Consider the following 17,001-nt stretch of genomic DNA (forward strand, 5'->3'; position numbering starts at 1 on the left):
CAGCGGTGCGCTGCATCATTGATGAGCCCTCGTGGGCTTGCCGCGTCAGGCAATGTCATGCAGCGTGCATATCGTCGTGCGGTGCCGGCTGCGTCAATGCGCGTGCGGCGCGTGATCCATCGAGCAACGATGGTCGGTGGTGCCGAGATCGACTTGCAGCGTCGCGTGCTGCATCGAAAAGCGCTCGCGCAATGCGATGACGATGCGATCGAGCCACTCGTCGCCGGGATGGCCCGCCGGCATCACCAGATGCGCGCTGAGCGCGTTGCCCGTGGTCGACAGCGCCCACACGTGCAGGTCGTGCACGTCGATCACGCCGGGCTGCGCCGCCAGATAGTCGCGGATGCTTTGCAGATCGACGCCGGACGGCACCGCGTCGAGCGCGAGGCGCAGCGAATCGCGCAACAGGCTCCACGTGCCCGCCACCACCACCGCGACCACCAGCAGGCTCATCACCGGATCGAGCCACAGCCAGTGGGTGTACAGGATCACAAGGCCGCTGAGCGCGACCGCCGCCGAAATGCCGGCATCGGCGGCCATGTGCAGGAAAGCGCCGCGTATGTTGAGGTCCTCCTTCTGACCGCGCATGAAGAGCCATGCGGAAATCCCGTTGATCACCATGCCGATCGTCGCGACGACGAACACCGCGAGCCCGGCCACCGGCGCCGGGTTCATCAGCCGTCCGAGCGCCTCGGCGACGATCACGCCGCATGCGAACAGCAGCAGCCCCGCATTGACAAGCGACGCGAGAATCGACGAGCCGCCATAGCCGAACGTGTAGCGCGCCGACGGACGCCATGTGGCGAGCCACGCGGCGCCCCATGCGAGCAGCAGGCCGAGGACGTCGGAAAGGTTGTGGCCCGCGTCGGCGAGCAGCGCGGTGGAGTGTGCGAGCACGCCGTAGACGGCCTGCATGATGACGATCGCGACGTTCAGCGCGACGGCGACTGCGAAGGCGCGGCCGTGGCCTTCGGCGGGGGTGTGGGCGTGGTGGTGGTGGCCGGCGTGGTTGTGCGCGTGGTTCGCGTGGCTGGCGTTGGTGGACTTGGGGTGGTCGTGCTTGCTGTGGTCGTGCTTGCTGTGGTCGTGCTTGCTGTGGTCGTGCTTGCTGTGGTCGTGGTCGCTGTGGTCGTGATCGCTATGGTCGTGGTCGCCGTGGTCGTGCCCACTCAGGTCGTTGCCGCCGTGCTCGCGGCGATGCCCTTCATGCGCATCGTGCCCGCCAAACCCGCCCTGCTCCGCTCCACGCGCTTCATCATCCCGGTCCGACCTATCGGCTTGGTTCATCACGCGTCCTGGGACAGGTTGTCGGCCGGCTCGGCCACATGTTCGAGCATGGCGGCCAGCATCGCGCTGATATGGCTATCCGCAGCCCGATAGAACACCTGCTTGCCCTGACGCTGCGCGCGCACGATCCGCGCGGCGCGCAGCAACCGCAGGTGATGGCTCACCAGCGACGGCGACAAGTCCAGTCCTTGCGCGATCGCCCCGACCGCGCGCTGCCCGTCGACGCACGCGAGCACGATGCGCAAACGCGTCGGATCGCCGAGCAGGCGGAACAACTCGGCCAGCGGCACGACTGTATCCGCTGCGTCGCCTTGGCCGCTCCCCGGGGACGTAGCCAAAGCGGAAGCGGCGGAAGCCCCCAACGAATTCCCCGTGAAAGTCGGCACCGAAACAGACATGGCAGCCACACATATGAACAGATGTTCAAATGTTATAGATGGCGATCGAACCGGTCAAATCGGGGTGTCGTCCGGCGAGTGTGGGAAAATGCGGCCTCTGCCTCACCCAAATGCCATCCCCCGTCATGCAACCTGTATTTGAGCGCGCCTTCGCGGCGCACCGTGACGGCCGCCTCGACGATGCCGAACGCGGCTATCGCGCGACGCTCGACGGCAATCCCAAGCACGTCGACGCGTTGCACCTGCTGGGCGTACTACGCCACCAGCAAGGCCAGCACGCCGAAGCCGCCGACCTCGTGCGGCGCGCGGTGAACCTGCGCCCGGAAGACGCCGCGCTGCAACTGAACCTCGGCAACGCGCTGAAGGCGCTCGGCCAGATCGACGACGCGATCGAGCAGTTCCGCAATGCGCTGACGCTCGCGCCGTCGTTCCCGATGGCGCACTACAACCTGGGCAACGCGTACGCGTCGCTGGGCCGCCACGAAGACGCCGCCGACGCGTTCGAGAAATCGCTGCGCCTGCAACCCGACGACGCGTCGTCGCACAACAACCTCGGCAACGCGCTGCACGCGCTCGGCCGTCACACCGATGCGATCGCGTCGTTCCGGCGCGCGCTCGAACTGCGTCCCGGCCACGCCGGCGCGTTGAACAACATGGGCATGTCGCTGAACGCGCTGGGTCGCGCGGACGAAGCGATCCCCTGCTTCCAGGCAGCGCTCGCCGCCGAGCCGCGCTTCGTCGCCGCCCACTTCAATCTCGCCAATACGTTCGACGCCACCGGCCGCCCTGCCGAAGCGGTCGCGTCGTTCGAGGCCGCGCTGAGCTACCAGCCGAATCTGCCGCCCGCCATCTACGGGATGGGCAACGCGCTGGCGGCGCTGGGTCGTCACGAGCGGGCGCTGCCGTATCTGGAGCGCGCGGTCGGTCTCGATCCGCAATTCGCGCTCGCGTGGCTGAGTCTCGGCACCGCGCACCAGGCGCTGAACGCGCACGCGCCCGCCGTACGCGCGTTCGACCAGGCGCTGCGGCTGCGCCCCGACCTCGCGTCCGCGCACCTGAACCGCGCGCTCGCGTGGCTCGCGCAGCGCGATTTCGCACGCGGACTGCCGGAATACGAATGGCGATTGCAGATGGCCGCGCAGCCGGTCATCCAGACGCTGCCACGCTGGCACGGCGAGCCGATCGAACAGCGCACGCTGCTGATCCACGCCGAGCAGGGTTTCGGCGACACGCTGCAATTCGTGCGCTTCGTGCCGCTCGCCGCACAGCGCGCCGCGCGCGTCGTGCTCGAAGTACAGCCGCAACTGCTGCCGTTGCTGGCGCCGGCCGCACGGGCCTGGCGCGTGACGCTGATCGCCCAGGGCGCGCCGCGCCCCGCCGCCGATCTGCAATGCCCGCTGCTGAGCCTGCCGCTTGCGCTCGGCAGCAGCTTCGACACGATTCCGGAGCGCACGCCGTATCTCGACGTGCCGCCCGCGTATGGCCGCAAATGGCGCGGCTCGCTCGGCGGCCAGGCCAAACGCAAGATCGGCATCGCGTGGTCGGGACGCATCCAGCCAAACGAAACGCGTTCAATGCCGCTCGACGCGCTCGCGCCGCTGTTCGCGCTTCAGGGCATCGACTGGATCGTGCTGCAGCCCGACCTGAGCGCCGACGAACGCGCGGCGCTCGACGCGCATCCGCGCGCGGCGTCGATCCATCGCTTCGACACGCGGATCGGCGACTTCGCGGACACCGCGGCGATCATCGAGCGGCTCGACGCGGTGGTGTCGATCGACACGTCCATCGCTCACCTGGCCGGCGCGCTGCGCAAGCCGCTGTGGCTGATGCTGCCGTTCGCGGCGGACTGGCGCTGGTTCGATGGCGACACGCGCAGCCCATGGTATCCGGGCGCGACGCTGGTGCGTCAGCCGCAGCCCGGCGCGTGGGGCGAAGTCGTCGACGTAGTGGCGAGCGAATTGCGCCAAGGCTAGCCGGACGCGCCGCTCGTAACGCGAGTCGCGCAATCCTTGCAAGCTGGCGGAGCACACGCGCAACGCGGCGCCACGCCAGCGGGCACCCAACAAAAAACCCCGCGTTCTCACGAACGCGGGGTTTTCCTCAACCAGACCCGCAGCGGGCCAACAGCCCCGTCAAGCCGCCCGATACTGATTGCGCGACTCCGGCGTGCGATACAGCACCAGTGTCGCGATCAGCCCGCAAATCGCCGCCACGCCGAGGAACAGACCCGGCGCCGCCTTGTTGCTCGTGACGTGGATCAGCAGCGTGGCGATCGCCGGCGTGAAGCCGCCGACCGTCGTCGCCAGACTGTAAGCAAGCGAGAACCCGGCGGTGCGCACTTCGACCGGCATCACTTCGGTCAGCGCCACCACCATCGCGCCGTTATAGCTGCCGTACAGGAAGGACAGCCACAACTGGACCGCCAGCAGGCGCGCGAACGACGGCTCGGCGACCAGCCATTGCAGCGCCGGATACGCGGTGACGATGGTCAGGATCGTGAACGCGAGCAACACCGGACGGCGGCCGATACGATCCGACAGCGCGCCCGAGAGCGGCAGCCAGAGCAGGTTCGACAAACCCACGCAGACCGTGACGACGAGCGTGTCGATCGCCGACAGCTTCAGCACTTCCTTGCCGAAGGTCGGCGTGTACGCGGTGATCATGTAGAACGACACGGTGGTCATGATGACCATGCCCATGCCGCCCAGCACGACGCCCCAGTTGGTGGCCATCGACTTCATGATCTCGCCCATGCTCGGACGATGCTTGCGCGCCTTGAATTCTTCGGTTTCCTTCAGCGACCGGCGAATGATGAACAGGAACGGCACGATCAGGCAGCCGATCAGGAACGGCACGCGCCAGCCCCATGCGGTCATCTGGTCGGCGGGCAGCACCTTGTTCAGCAGTACGCCGATCAGCGCGGCGAACACCACGGCGACCTGCTGGCTGCCCGATTGCCACGAGCAGTAGAAGCCCTTGTTGCCCTTGGTGGCGATCTCCGACAGATACACCGACACGCCGCCCAGTTCGACCCCGGCGGAGAAACCCTGCAACAGCCGCCCGAACAGCACGAGCACCGGCGCGAGCAGGCCGATCGTCGCGTAGCCCGGTATCGACGCGACCGTGAGCGTGCCGAGCGCCATCAGGCCGAGCGTGAGGATCAGGCCTTTGCGGCGGCCGTGATGGTCGATGTAGGCGCCCAGTACGATCGCGCCGAGCGGTCGCATCAGGAAGCCCGCGCCGAACACCGACAGTGATAGCATCAGCGACGCGAATTCGTTGCCGCTGGGGAAATAGGTCTTGGCGATCGCCGAGGCGTAATAGCCGTAGACCATGAAGTCGTACATCTCAAGAAAGTTGCCGCTGACCACGCGGAAAACTGTCTTGACCTTGGATTCTTCCTGAGCGGAAATGGCGTGCGACGCAGTAGACATGACATTCTCTGAAAAGCCTGCCGCCATATGGACATGACAGCCAGGCAGTTGAAACGATCCGCCGGGAGTGGCGAGCGGATGCCGCAGGCGAACGGAAAGGAAAGGACGCGCCGAGGGCGCGGCACTGTCATGCTGAACGCATTTACGCGGTATCAGGGTAAACGTTGTAGCTCAGGTAGGAGCCGCGCCAGGTAATGTTACCGTTGATGGCGCTGTTGCGAAATGCATACAATTTGCTTACGGGCCGTACTGCCCGTTGTCACTTTGGGCGACCATCATCGCGGTAGACTTTGCGGTCCGGCATTTCTGTTGAACACGATCCCGATGCGAACCACCCCCGCTCTTTCGCTGCGCCCCGCGACTGTCGACGACGCCGCGCTGATTGCTTCGATCCACAGCGCTAGCTGGCAGGCCACGTACCGGGGGCTGCTGCCCGATGCGTTCCTCGACGGCGAAGTCACACGCGAGCGCGCCGCCTATTGGGAAGCGCGGCTGGGCGCGCCAGGCGGCGAGCGCCGCACCGTGCTGATCGCCGAACTGGCGGGCGAGCCGATCGGCTTCGTGTGCGTCGAACGGCAGCCGGAGTCGGCGTGGGGTGTGCTGCTCGACAACCTGCATGCGCTGCCCGGCTACCAGGGCATCGGCGTCGGCAAGCTGCTGATGCGCGCCGCCGAAGACTGGGCGCGCGCGCAAGGCGAGACGCAACTGTATCTTTACGTGCTCGAAGGCAACACGCCGGCGATCGGCTTCTATGAACGGCAGGGCTGGCAGTTTGTCGGCGCCGAGCCGGATCATATGGGCGGCGTCGACATCACCGCGTTGCGCTACGTGTACCGGCTGAAACGCTGATCGCGCCGCTCGCGGGGCGCGGCCGTCGGCCGTGCATCAGCCGGGCCTGTGCGAAGTGTCGCTATGTTTCAGAACTATCTGATCGCTGAATCGGCGGCCTGCAAGCATCATCGTCTGTAGCCGATGGCTTCACCGTGTCGCGCCCGCGCATTCATCATCTGTACGTGTTGAGCGCTGTGCTTCACGGGCATGCGACATGCGGAGCGGCGCGTTCGCACCGACGTACGGCGTGCATGAAGGCGTTCCGCCCGCATCGCCCCGAGGCCTGAGTCCCTACGACCCCGCAGCCGCCCACCGGCGGCTCCACTACGAGGCGCCGCGAGAGACCAATGTCCACCATTCCGCTCACTTTGATCGATGGCTCCATTGCAATGCCGAGCCTGCGGCCGCTCGATCATCTGCCGGCACCGTTCGGCCGCGACTGGGCGTTGCTGCCGCCGGGCTACAGCTGGCGTGCGGAACTCAAGGCGCTGTATGCAGCGATGCTGCGCACCTTCTGCATGAGCGACCAGACCATTCTGTCGTTTTGCAGATGGGTGCCGTTGAGCGCAAGGCGTGCCCCGACTTCTGCTTCCGCTGCGACGGCGAAGCGTGCAACGGTCTTCGAGGCACCACGCGAACAAGCGCCGTGTGTGCTTGCCGAAGCAACGGTGATACCGGCAGTGGAACAGCCCGCGCTCGCCACCGTTGCGCGGAACGCGCCGCCGCATTGGGGAGCGCTGGCGGGCGGCGTGTGCGCACTCAGCGGCGCGGCAATGCTTACGTGGATCGCGTTCAGTCATCTGGCACATCGCCATACGGCCGACGACGCGAAGCCCGTGGACAGGGTGACGGCAAGCCTCGACGCACAGGTAGTGGAGCGTCGCGTACCTGATGCGGCTACGGTCCACGGGGTGGTCCGCGAAGTAGTCAGTGAAGCGACTGCCGCCAAGGTCGATGCGCGATCTGGAAACATGACATCGGCAAGCGGGCACGTCGTGCCCAACCATGCGCGCCCGCCCGCTTCGACCGAAGCAGCGGCAGCGGCGCCTACCGTAGTCAACGATGCGCTCTCGCGCCGCCGTAATGCGGTCCGCGAAGCGGTGGACAGCCCGCGCGTAAAAAACCGCCGTCACACCGCGCGCCGCGCCGCGGCAAACCCGCTCCCACGAGCCGCGGCAGTGAACGACGACATGCTGCACACCGCCGTCCCGCGGACTACACAGCGAGTGTTGCCCAGACCGTCGGCCGCGGGCGCTTACTCGCCGCGCGCGTCGGCACAGCCCGGTCTCGACGAATACGTCGACGTGACGATGTCCGCCGCGACGCAGCTGCGCGACGTCGCGTCGCCACGCTCCTCCATGTCGAACAATCTGCCGGCAGCCGGTTCGACCGAATGGATGAGTCACCTGTCGCAGCGTCGCGTGACCGAGATCCCGGATCAGTTCGCGAAGTAACCGTCAATGTGCCGCTGCCCGGAAAATGGCGGCACAACAAAGAGCCTGGCTGTTGATAAGCCGGGCTTCTTTCATTCACTGCGGCTGCTTCGAGACCGGCAATCCAGACTCCGTCTGCCGCTGCAACTGCATGATTTCGCTCTGAACCTGACGCAGTTGCGCCTGCGCCTTTTCCTTCTCGGCATGCAGTGTGACCGCCTCACCCAGCGTTTGCCGCTGGTAGTCGTTGACCTTGGCCTGCTGCGTGCGCGCTATGTCGAGATCGACCTGCAAGCGTTTCGCGTGATCCTGCGACATCGCAATGATGTCTTCTATGTACGCTTTCTGCGCCTGCAACCCCACGCGGCGAATTTCGACTTCCGAGAGCTGCGCCGTTTGCTGCGCAAAATCCGCATAGATCGCTTCCGCGCGATCCATGTTCTCCGACTTGATCACGCGCCAGAAATGTTTGCTCTGAAACAACGCGACGTAGTACGTCACCTGCTGCGGATAGAAAAACAGACTCGCGCCATAACTGCCGTTATAGGTGGTGCGCAGTTCGCTCAGCTTTGCGTCGTGAATCATCTGCATCAATTCGGCGACGTTGCCTTGCGCATCGTTGGCCGGCGCGTCCGGCGCGCTCGGTGTGTTCGCCGCGTTTGAAGCGTTCGTTGTGTCGGGCTTGACCGCCTGCGCGCCAGGCAGCTCGGCGAGGTCGGACGACGGCGCGCTCATGACCGGCCGCATACCGGCTATCAATGCCGCTTCTGCGCTTTGCGCCGCGCGCGCCAGGTCGCCATGCTGCAGCGGCGCACACGAGGCCGCGAGTAGCATGACACGTCTCATTATTAAGGAATACTCCATACCTGCTTGCTCCATTCAATTCCGAAACAGCGGCAGATTATCGCGCGGATTTAACGTCAGGCGAAGCACACAAATGGCGCCTGAAAAGGCTCTAATTCGAGATAAACCGGAAGAAAATGATTCCGAGCAAATGTACCCGTCTATCAGGAAATAAACCTGTTCAGATAGGGCAAAACCACGGCAAACTGCCTCGTTCGGACGCTTCCGAATTTTCGATGGATTTGGACCAATCCAACGGCAAGCGCGTTTGCAATATTGCGATGAATAGGTGGCTCGTTCGCGCGAACCGATTTATGGTCTATTGCGATTGCAATCGGTGTATTGAAGGCGTAGCTGAAGCGACGGAAAATTCGCGCGACGAATCCTATATGCTCTAAGGCCGTGCGTGAAAACTCGGAATGCTGATTATCTTGATAACGAGGCCGCGGTGATTCGAACCCGTCGCTGCCGTGTCGGATAGATGAGACCCGGCATCGCGAACTGACCGGGAAAGACGCTTAGGAACCAGACAAGACCAACGTGGGGAACAAAGCAAAGCGCACCGCCCTATACCGCGACGGTGCGCCACACAAATCAGCATCGGGAAACGGCAATTACCGCAAGCTCAAGGGCAGACCCAACCCACGCCGCCCAACTACAAACATCCTAATCCCACCAATCTCAAAACCGCGTCTCACGCGCAACCCGCAGAAAAGTGTCGAGCAAAGGCGTGCAATCGAGCAACTCCGGACCGCCCGCGCGGTGAAACTCCGGATGCCACTGCACCCCCATCACGAATGGCGCGCGCCGATAGCGCACGGCCTCGATGAGGCCGTCCGACGCCGACACCGCTTCGATGTTGAGGTCGCGGCCGAGCGACTTCACCGCCTGATGGTGAATCGAGTTGACGATCGCATCGCGCCGGCCCGGGAACATGTTGACCAGCGTCGAGCCGTCCGGAAAGTGAATCCCGTGCCGGTGCTGATCGTAGTCCTCGTTGACGTGCGCGGCCGCGGTCGGCACATCGGTTGCGATGTCCTGATACAAGGTGCCGCCGAACGCCACGTTGATCAGCTGACAGCCGCGGCACACGCCGAGCACCGGCTTGCCCGATTCGACGAACTCGTGCAGCAACTCCAGCTCGTACATGTCGCGCACGCGGTCGCCGGGCCACTCGTGACTGGTCGCCGCTTCCGCGTATGTCTGCGGCGAGACGTCCGCGCCGCCTTGCAGCAGCAGGCCGTCGAGATGCTTCGCGTAGTCGCGCAGGCGGATATTGCTCGGATGCAACATGCCTTGATGACCGACTGTCGGAATCATGAACACCAGCACGTCGCGCGACATCACCCAATGCGCGATCGACTCTTCGAGGTACTGCAAGGTCTTGCCGCGCAAGCCCTTCGCGCCCGGCTCCGGATGGAAGATGCGTGCCGATACGCCGATGCGCAGCGTGCGCTGCGTGATCCGTTGACCTGCGCGATCGAAGATTTGCCGTGCGCGCGCCGCGACGATGCGGCCGAACACCGTCCACGCCGAATCGTGCTGCTTCAGATAGCGCGGCGGCGAGGGCGGCAACGCGTTGGGCGGCGGCGGATTGGTCGCGGTGAAGTCGGGTGCCGCGCCGAAGCCGGGCGGCGGCGAGCCGGCCGCACGCGCACTGGACGCAGCGGCTGCTTCGGCGGCGACGGTGTCGTCGGTCGACGTGGTCAGCTCGCCGGCAAGCGGCTCGCTGCTCGTCAAGGTAGGCGCGGAAGGCGCGCTCTTCGTGCTCGTGGTGCTGGCCGTGCCCTGCGTGGCCCGCGCGCCTTTCATGATGTCTGGACGCGCGGCAGGCGCGCCAGCCCGCCGCGCCTCGCGCTCATGAACCTCAGCTTCCTGCTTCGCGGTGGATGCCGCAGCCGAGCTGCGCGCTTCGGCCGCGTCGCGTTGCCGGGCCGTTCGTGCATCGGTGGGCGTGACGGCCGACGCGCTGCCGGGATCGTCGGTCGATGACCTCGCCACTGCCTGTTCGGCGGCCGGCGTCAGCGGGTCCTTGATCGGCGACTGGATCGCGTCTTCATGCGAGGGAGGTAGCGAAGCCGCCGGGTCTGCCGGCGCCGCACTGGGTGTCGACCCGCCGGAGATTGCGCCGGACGGCATTGGCGACGCCGAAGGCGACGATGGGCTGCCGGGCGCGCCGGCGTTGTCGGGTTTATTTTCGCTCATGACAGTCAGTCAGGCGCCTTCCACGCGAACGGATGAATATGCCCTGATTATCCGCCAGCGCAGCACGCCCCGCAAACCTGCACACAATTGCTCACATTGTTGCGAAGGGTCAAGAGGCGGTCCCGTTGGGGGCCGCGTTGAACGAGGCCTCCTCAAGGAACCCGGGCGCGGGCCCCAATGACTCAGGGGTCCGGCTGCTCCTCGAAAGTTTCACGCAAGGAGATCTGCATCGCCGCGTGGATCTTCACGCACCAGCGCCACACGAACGCGAGCAGCACCGCCGCGCAGATCAGCACTGCGGCGAGCAAACCGACCGGCGGCAGGATGCTGCCCGAGAGCGCCGCGACCAGCAGAAACACGCCGGCCATCGACACCACCGGCACCAGATCCGAGATCGCATAACGAAGCGCGCTCGTGAAGCGGCCCGCTGTCGCGGGCTGCACGCTGACTTCGGCGAGCAGCAACGCAAGCGATTTCGTCTTGCGATAGACCGCCACCAGAAACGGCATCGACACAACCAGCGCGACACCCCACAGCACCGCGCGCTGGATCGGTTCGGAATCGATCCAGTGCGCGAGCAGCTTGCCCGTGTAAGGCGCGCTATACGACACGCCGAGAAAGATCGCGGCGACCAGCGCGAGATTGACGGCAATCTGCAAGATGATCCGCCGCGTCATGCTGAAGAGCGTCGGCTCGCCGCTTGCCGTGCTGAGGCTGCGCAGCCACTGGCCGTACAGGCCGAACACGTTGGCGAGCGTGCCCGGCATCGCGCGGCCGAGGCGCTGCGTAAACGGATCGGCCGCGCGGATCAGATACGGCGTGAACAACGTGGTCAACGCGGAGACCGCCACCGCGATCGGATACAGAAATGCGCTGGTTACCTTCAGCGTCAAGCCGAGCGACGCGATGATGAACGAGAACTCGCCGATCTGCGAAACGGTCATGCCGACGCGCATCGACGTGCGCGCGTCCTGCCCCGAGAGAAAGGTGCCGAGCCCGCACGAGACGATCTTGCCGACAATCACCGCCACCGTGATCACCGCGATCGGCCATGCGTAGTCGAGCAGCACGGCCGGGTTCAGCATCAGCCCGATCGTCACGAAGAAGATCGCGGAAAAGGCGTCGCGCAACGGCGCGATCAGATGTTCGATCCGATGCAGATGGCGCGATTCGGCCATGATCGCGCCGATCAGGAACGCGCCGAGCGCGATGCTGTAGTCGAGCTTGACCACCAGCAGACAGAAGCCGAAGCAAAAGCCGAGCACCGACACCAGCAGCATCTCGTCGCTGCGCGTGCGCGCCACGTAGTTCAGCGCGCGCGGGACCACCAGCACCCCGACCAGCAGCGACACCGTCATGAACAGCAACAGCTTGCCGAGCGTGACCATCGCGAGGCCGGCGCTCAACTGCCCGGTCTGCGCGATGCCGGTCAAGAGCACCAGCATCGCGATGCCGAGAATGTCCTCGACGATCAGAATGCCGAACACCAGTTGCGCGAAGCCCTCGCGCTTCAAGCCCAGCTCGGACAGCGCCTTGACGATGATGGTGGTCGACGAGATTGCGAGGATCGCGCCGAGGAACAGCGAATCCATCGAACTCCAGCCGAACGCGCTGCCGATCTCGTAGCCGATCCACAGCATCAGCACGATCTCGGAGAGCGCCGCGACGATTGCCGTCGCGCCGACCTGGAAGAGCTTGCGCAGGCTGAATTCGAGCCCTAGCGAAAACATCAGGAACACCACGCCGAGTTCGCCGAGCGTCTGGATGGTCTGCTCGTCGTGGATCAGCTGGAACGGCGGCGTGTACGGTCCGATGATCAGGCCGGCGGCGATGTAACCGAGCACCACCGGCTGCTTCAGGCGATGGAACAGCACGGTGACGACGCCGGCGAGCGCCATCACGACCGCCAGATCCTGAATGAAGCCAATGCCTTGGTGCATGAATGCGTCCCTTACAAAAAGTAATCTACAAGAGCGCAGTGTAACAGCCGAAGCGGACCCGTCGAATCGCGCAAAGCGCCGAAGGACGCGGGATTGCGGGTGGGCGTCGAGCCCCCGCGCCGTCGGCGGACTCAAAAATGTTTTTGACAGGCTGGACTCCTGTGAAATATCACAATAATATTTGTCGAATATTTTTCTGGGAGTCGAGTGATGCGGCAGTTGTCGTTCAATGTTATAGACCGCGCGGGCCAAGGCCGCGCCGAGCATGTCGAAGTGGGCCGTCTGACGATTGCCGGGTGGGCCGGCCGCGATCAGGCGGCCATCGAGCATCACATTGCCGAGCTGGCCGAACTGGGCGTGAAGCGTCCGTCCACCACGCCGTGCTTCTACCGCCTCGGCGCGGAACTGCTGACGCAGGCCGAACAGATCGACGTGGTCGGCGTGAAGTCCAGCGGCGAAGCCGAATGCGTGCTGGTGCAGTCGCCGGCGGGCCTGCTCGTCACGATCGGCTCCGACCACACCGACCGCGAAGTCGAGGCCTACGGCGTGACCGTTTCCAAGCAGGTCTGCCCGAAGCCGCTCGCACGCGACGCATGGCGTTTCGACGAGGTCGCCGGCCACTGGGATCAACTGGAACTGCGCGCCTATGCGCTCGCGAACGGCGAGCGGCGCGTCTATCAGCAAGGCAGCGTCGCGTCGCTGCTGCCGGCCGCCGATCTGCTCGCGCGCGCGCCGCTCGCGAACGGCGCCGCGATGTTCTGCGGCACGCTGGCGGTGCTGGGCGGCATCGTCGGGATGGCCGACGGCGACGCGCTGGAACTCGAACTGCACGACCCTATCCTGAACCGCACGCTGCGTCACGCCTATCGCGTGCGCGCGCTACCTATCGTCGAATGAGGCACGCATGAACTCCCCCTCGCTCTCCGTCGGCGCCGACGCGTCGTCCGACGCGTGGCTCGAAGCCACCGCGTTGCGCAAGATCACCTGGCGCATCATGCCGTTCCTGTTTCTCGTCTACGTGCTGTCGTACCTGGACCGCGTCAACATCGGCTATGCGAAGCTCCAGTTCACCGGCGACCTCGGCCTGTCGAACGCGGCCTACGGACTCGGCGCGGGGATCTTCTTCTTCGGCTACTTCGTGTTCGAGGTGCCGAGCAATCTGCTATTGAAGAAGTTCGGCGCGCGCGCCACGATCGCCCGCATCACGATGCTGTGGGGCCTGCTGTCGTGCCTGATGATGTTCGTGCGCAGCGAAACGATGTTCTACGTACTGCGCTTTTTCCTCGGCGTGGCCGAAGCCGGGCTGGTGCCGGGCGTGGTGCTGTATCTGACCTTCTGGTTTCCGTCCGACCGGCGCGCGCGGATGGTCGCCGTGTTCATGGCGGCGATTCCGGTGGCGGGCATCATCGGCGCGCCGCTGTCGGGCTTTCTGATGTCGGCGCTGCACGACGCGCACGGGCTGCGCGGCTGGCAGTGGATGTTTCTGATCGAAGGCATTCCGTCGATTCTCGCCGGCTTCTGGGCGCTCGCCGTGCTGCGCAACACGCCCGCCGAAGCCACGTGGCTCAGTGCCGACGAAAAGCGCGTGATCACAGGCCGCATTGCGCGGGAAAACAGCGCGGCGCAGGCGGCCGGCGCCGAACACAATCTCGCCACCGCGTTGCGCTCGGGCCGCTTCTGGCTGCTCACGCTGATCTACTTCTGCCTCGTCACCGGCAACGCGGGCTTCTCGTTCTGGCTGCCGCAGATCGTCAAGGATCTCGGCGTGACGAACCTCGTCACCAATGGCTTCGTCACCGCGATTCCGTATCTGGCGGCGGGCATCGGCATGATCCTGATCGGGCGCTCGTCGGACATCACGGGCGAGCGGCGCTGGCATTACGCGGTGTGCTGCTTCATCGGCGCGGCGGGGTTGCTCGGCAGCGCATCGGTGACGAACTCGATTCCGCTCGCCGTCACCGGCCTGTCGATCGCGTATGTCGGCATCCTCGCGGGCTTCGGCATCTTCTGGTCGATGTCGACGACGTTCCTGCAAGGCACGGCCGCCGTCGCCGGGATCGCGGTGATCAACTCGATCGCGAACCTCGCGGGCTATGTGAGCCCGTACGTGCTCGGCATCGTCAAGGACGCGACGCACAGCGTGACGTTCGGGCTGGTGTTGATCGCGGGGGCGTTGATCGTCGGCGGGCTGGTGACGCTGATGATGCCGCGTGTGAAGGTGCAGCACGCGGCTGCGGTTTCGCCGCGGCGTGCCTGAGTCGCGGTCGGGTTGCGGTTGAGGCGCGCCTCGCGCACGCCGATCGCACCTGCCACGCCGATCACCCCACCCCGCCCACGCAAAACCTTGCTCTACAATGCGGACGACATTGCCCGCTTGCCTTCCACATGACGCTTTCGCAGACCGCCCGCCCTTCCCAGCCCACCCGCGCGACCGCCGCCGCGAGCCTCGCCGAGCAGGCGTATGCGTTCGTCAAACGCGAGATCATCACGATGCGGCTGCGGCCGAGCGAAGTGCTCAACGAAGCCGAACTGATGGCGCTGACCGGGATCGGCAGAACGCCGGTTCACCAGGCGCTGCATCGCCTCGTGCACGAGGGCATGCTGACCATCATGCCGAGAAAGGGCATCATGGTGCGGCCGGTTTCGCTCGACGACGTGCTGGCGATCATCGACGTGCGCCTCGTCAACGAAAGCTACTGCGTCGAACTCGCCGCGCGCCACGCGCAGCAGCACGATTACGATGCGATGCAGGCGCTGCTGGAGCGTTCGTCGGGGTGCGTCGCCGCGCACGACATCGAAGGCATGATGGACATCGACCGCGAGTTTCATCTGGCGATCTCGGCCGCCTCGCGCAACCCGGTGCTGGCCGATATCCTGCGCGGCCTGCATGAACGCTCGCTGCGCTTCTGGTTCATTTCGCTGTCCGAGCCGCATCATCTCGTAGACGTGCACGAAGAACACCTCGAATTGTTTCGCCTGCTGCGCGAGCGCGATGCCGAAGGCGCGCGTCGATCGGTGCAAAAGCATATCGAAGCGTTTCGTGCGACGCTGTTCAATCGCATCTGAACGCATGCAACGTAGCGAGCCGCGCACCGTGCCCCGACCCGCATCACCCCGACCCTTTGCCAGCGACCGCGTTTCTCCGATCAACCGGCTTCACCCCGTTCAACCGGATTCTTACCGACATCATGGCCACTGAATTCACGCCCTTCCCACCGCTTGCCCAGCTTGCCGCCGACCTCGCCGCCGGCCGCACCATGAGCCGCGCGCTCGTCGAAACCGCGCTCGAACGGATCGCCGATCCGGCCGGCCAGGGCGCGGTCGCCTTCATGCACGTCGACGCCGACAGCGCCCGCGCCGCCGCCGACGCGCACGACCGGCTGCGCGCCGCCGGCACCGTGCTGTCGCCGCTCGCCGGGATTCCGGTGTCGGTCAAGGACCTGTTCGATATCGAAGGCCAGCCGACCCGCGCCGGTTCCGTCGTCCTCGCCGACGCTCCCGCCGCGCAAGCGGACGCCGTCGCGGTCGCGCGCCTGAAGCGGGCCGGCGCGGTGATCGTCGGGCGCACCAACATGAGCGAGTTCGCGTTTTCCGGACTCGGGCTGAACCCGCACTACGGCCATCCGCTGTCGCCGTACCAGCGCAACGTGAAAGGCGACGAGCGGATTTCGGGCGGCTCGTCGTCGGGCGCGGCGGCGTCGGTCGCGGACGGCATGGCGGCCGTCGCGCTCGGCACCGACACCGGCGGCTCGATCCGCATCCCGGCCGCGCTGTGCGGCCTGACCGGTTTCAAGCCGACCGCCGCGCGCATCCCCAAGCAAGGCGGCGTGCCGCTCTCGCCGACGCTCGACTCGTTCGGCCCGATCGGCGTGTCGGTCGCGTGCTGCGCGCTGGTCGACCGGATGCTGGCGGGCCTCGAACCGCGCATCCCGTCCGCCCGTCCGCTCGAAGGCGTGCGCCTCGGCGTGCTGACCAATTTCGTCACCGAGGGCGTCGAACCGGCGGTCGCCGCCGCGATCGACACGGCGCTGAAACATCTGGAAGCAGCCGGCGCGATCGTCAGCGAAGTGCGTTTCGCGCCGCTCGACCGCTTGCCCGAGATCAACCGCTTCGGCTTTTCGCCGATTGAAGCGTATGCGTGGCATCGTCCGCTGCTGGAAAAGCATCGCGAGCAATACGACCCGCGTGTGCTCACGCGCATTCTGAAGGGCCAGCCAGCCAGCGCCGTCGACTATCTGGATCTCGTCGCCGAGCGCGGCGCGATGCTCGGTGAAGCCGCCCGCACGCTGTGGCAGCGCTTCGACGCGGTGGTCGCGCCGACGGTGCCGGTCGTACCGCCGCGCGTGGCCGACCTGATTGATGACGACGACGCGTTCGGCCGCACCAACGCGCTGATCCTGCGCAATCCGAGCGTGTTCAACTTCCTCGACAGCTGCGCGCTGTCGCTGCCCTGCCATCTGCGCGGCGACCCGCCGGTCGGTCTGATGCTGGCGGCCGCGCCGCACGCCGACGACGCGTTGCTGGCGATCGGCCGCGGCGCCGAGGCGGTGCTCAAAGCGATCCGTTGAGGAAGCGGAGCGCGCGGGCGGCCCGCTCAATAGTGCGATAAGCGCCGGGGTGAGGGTTCGCG

Annotated in this window: 13 protein-coding genes; 7 read left to right on the forward strand and 6 right to left on the reverse strand. The window is 65.8% G+C overall.

The genetic code is table 11. The annotated features are described in order from the left end of the window. Nucleotides 1-93: 93 nt before the first annotated feature. Nucleotides 94-1,287: a cation diffusion facilitator family transporter gene (locus tag FVF58_RS31335; RefSeq protein ID WP_188130973.1), complete on the reverse strand. Its 1,194-nt coding sequence runs from the start codon at nucleotides 1,285-1,287 to the stop codon at nucleotides 94-96. After that, nucleotides 1,287-1,685, reverse strand: a complete 399-nt coding sequence (locus tag FVF58_RS31340) for an ArsR/SmtB family transcription factor (RefSeq protein WP_149673647.1) — start codon at nucleotides 1,683-1,685, stop codon at nucleotides 1,287-1,289. The genes FVF58_RS31335 and FVF58_RS31340 overlap by 1 nt, the downstream gene beginning before the upstream one ends. A gap of 125 nt (nucleotides 1,686-1,810) precedes the next feature. On the opposite strand from FVF58_RS31340, the gene FVF58_RS31345 reads away from it, so the two are divergent. After that, the gene (locus FVF58_RS31345) at nucleotides 1,811-3,658 is read left to right on the forward strand and encodes a tetratricopeptide repeat protein (protein WP_149673648.1); all 1,848 of its coding nucleotides are present in this window, start codon (nucleotides 1,811-1,813) and stop codon (nucleotides 3,656-3,658) included. A 159-nt stretch (nucleotides 3,659-3,817) separates the two neighbouring features. Here the strand turns inward: FVF58_RS31345 and tcuC are convergent, their stop codons facing one another. Further along, nucleotides 3,818-5,119 (reverse strand): MFS transporter, encoded by a 1,302-nt coding sequence (tcuC, locus tag FVF58_RS31350; protein WP_149673649.1) that lies wholly within the window; start codon nucleotides 5,117-5,119, stop codon nucleotides 3,818-3,820. A gap of 324 nt (nucleotides 5,120-5,443) precedes the next feature. Here tcuC and FVF58_RS31355 point away from each other — a divergent pair, with 324 nt between their 5' ends. Both FVF58_RS31355 and FVF58_RS31360 read left to right on the forward strand, forming a co-directional pair. Then, nucleotides 5,444-5,968, forward strand: coding sequence for a GNAT family N-acetyltransferase (locus tag FVF58_RS31355; protein ID WP_149673650.1), 525 nt, complete (start codon nucleotides 5,444-5,446; stop codon nucleotides 5,966-5,968). A gap of 329 nt (nucleotides 5,969-6,297) precedes the next feature. Further along, the gene (locus FVF58_RS31360; protein WP_149673651.1) at nucleotides 6,298-7,404 is read left to right on the forward strand and encodes a hypothetical protein; all 1,107 of its coding nucleotides are present in this window, start codon (nucleotides 6,298-6,300) and stop codon (nucleotides 7,402-7,404) included. A gap of 75 nt (nucleotides 7,405-7,479) precedes the next feature. Here FVF58_RS31360 and FVF58_RS31365 read toward each other — a convergent pair whose 3' ends face one another. The 3 genes from FVF58_RS31365 to FVF58_RS31375 all read right to left on the reverse strand — a co-directional run bounded on the left by FVF58_RS31365 (nucleotide 7,480) and on the right by FVF58_RS31375 (nucleotide 12,371). After that, nucleotides 7,480-8,247, reverse strand: a complete 768-nt coding sequence (locus FVF58_RS31365; protein ID WP_149673652.1) for a DUF2968 domain-containing protein — start codon at nucleotides 8,245-8,247, stop codon at nucleotides 7,480-7,482. Nucleotides 8,248-8,907: 660 nt separating this feature from the next. Further along, nucleotides 8,908-10,431 (reverse strand): gamma-glutamyl-gamma-aminobutyrate hydrolase family protein, encoded by a 1,524-nt coding sequence (locus tag FVF58_RS31370; protein WP_149673653.1) that lies wholly within the window; start codon nucleotides 10,429-10,431, stop codon nucleotides 8,908-8,910. Nucleotides 10,432-10,613: 182 nt separating this feature from the next. Next, nucleotides 10,614-12,371 carry a cation:proton antiporter gene (locus FVF58_RS31375; protein WP_149673654.1) on the reverse strand — a complete coding sequence of 586 codons (1,758 nt, stop codon included), beginning with the start codon at nucleotides 12,369-12,371 and terminating at the stop codon, nucleotides 10,614-10,616. Nucleotides 12,372-12,581: 210 nt separating this feature from the next. Here FVF58_RS31375 and FVF58_RS31380 point away from each other — a divergent pair, with 210 nt between their 5' ends. From FVF58_RS31380 to FVF58_RS31395, 4 genes are all read left to right on the forward strand, one after another. Next, a complete protein-coding gene (locus FVF58_RS31380) occupies nucleotides 12,582-13,268 on the forward strand; it encodes a DUF2848 domain-containing protein (protein ID WP_149673655.1) in 687 nt (228 codons plus the stop codon). A 7-nt stretch (nucleotides 13,269-13,275) separates the two neighbouring features. Further along, the gene (locus tag FVF58_RS31385) at nucleotides 13,276-14,628 is read left to right on the forward strand and encodes an MFS transporter (RefSeq protein ID WP_149673656.1); all 1,353 of its coding nucleotides are present in this window, start codon (nucleotides 13,276-13,278) and stop codon (nucleotides 14,626-14,628) included. Between the two features lie 128 nt (nucleotides 14,629-14,756). Further along, nucleotides 14,757-15,437 carry a GntR family transcriptional regulator gene (locus FVF58_RS31390; RefSeq protein ID WP_149673657.1) on the forward strand — a complete coding sequence of 227 codons (681 nt, stop codon included), beginning with the start codon at nucleotides 14,757-14,759 and terminating at the stop codon, nucleotides 15,435-15,437. Between the two features lie 122 nt (nucleotides 15,438-15,559). Then, nucleotides 15,560-16,939, forward strand: coding sequence for an amidase (locus FVF58_RS31395; RefSeq protein ID WP_149673658.1), 1,380 nt, complete (start codon nucleotides 15,560-15,562; stop codon nucleotides 16,937-16,939). Nucleotides 16,940-17,001 lie beyond the last annotated feature (62 nt).

The sequence above is a fragment of the Paraburkholderia panacisoli genome (assembly GCF_008369935.1).
GTDB lineage: Bacteria > Pseudomonadota > Gammaproteobacteria > Burkholderiales > Burkholderiaceae > Paraburkholderia > Paraburkholderia panacisoli.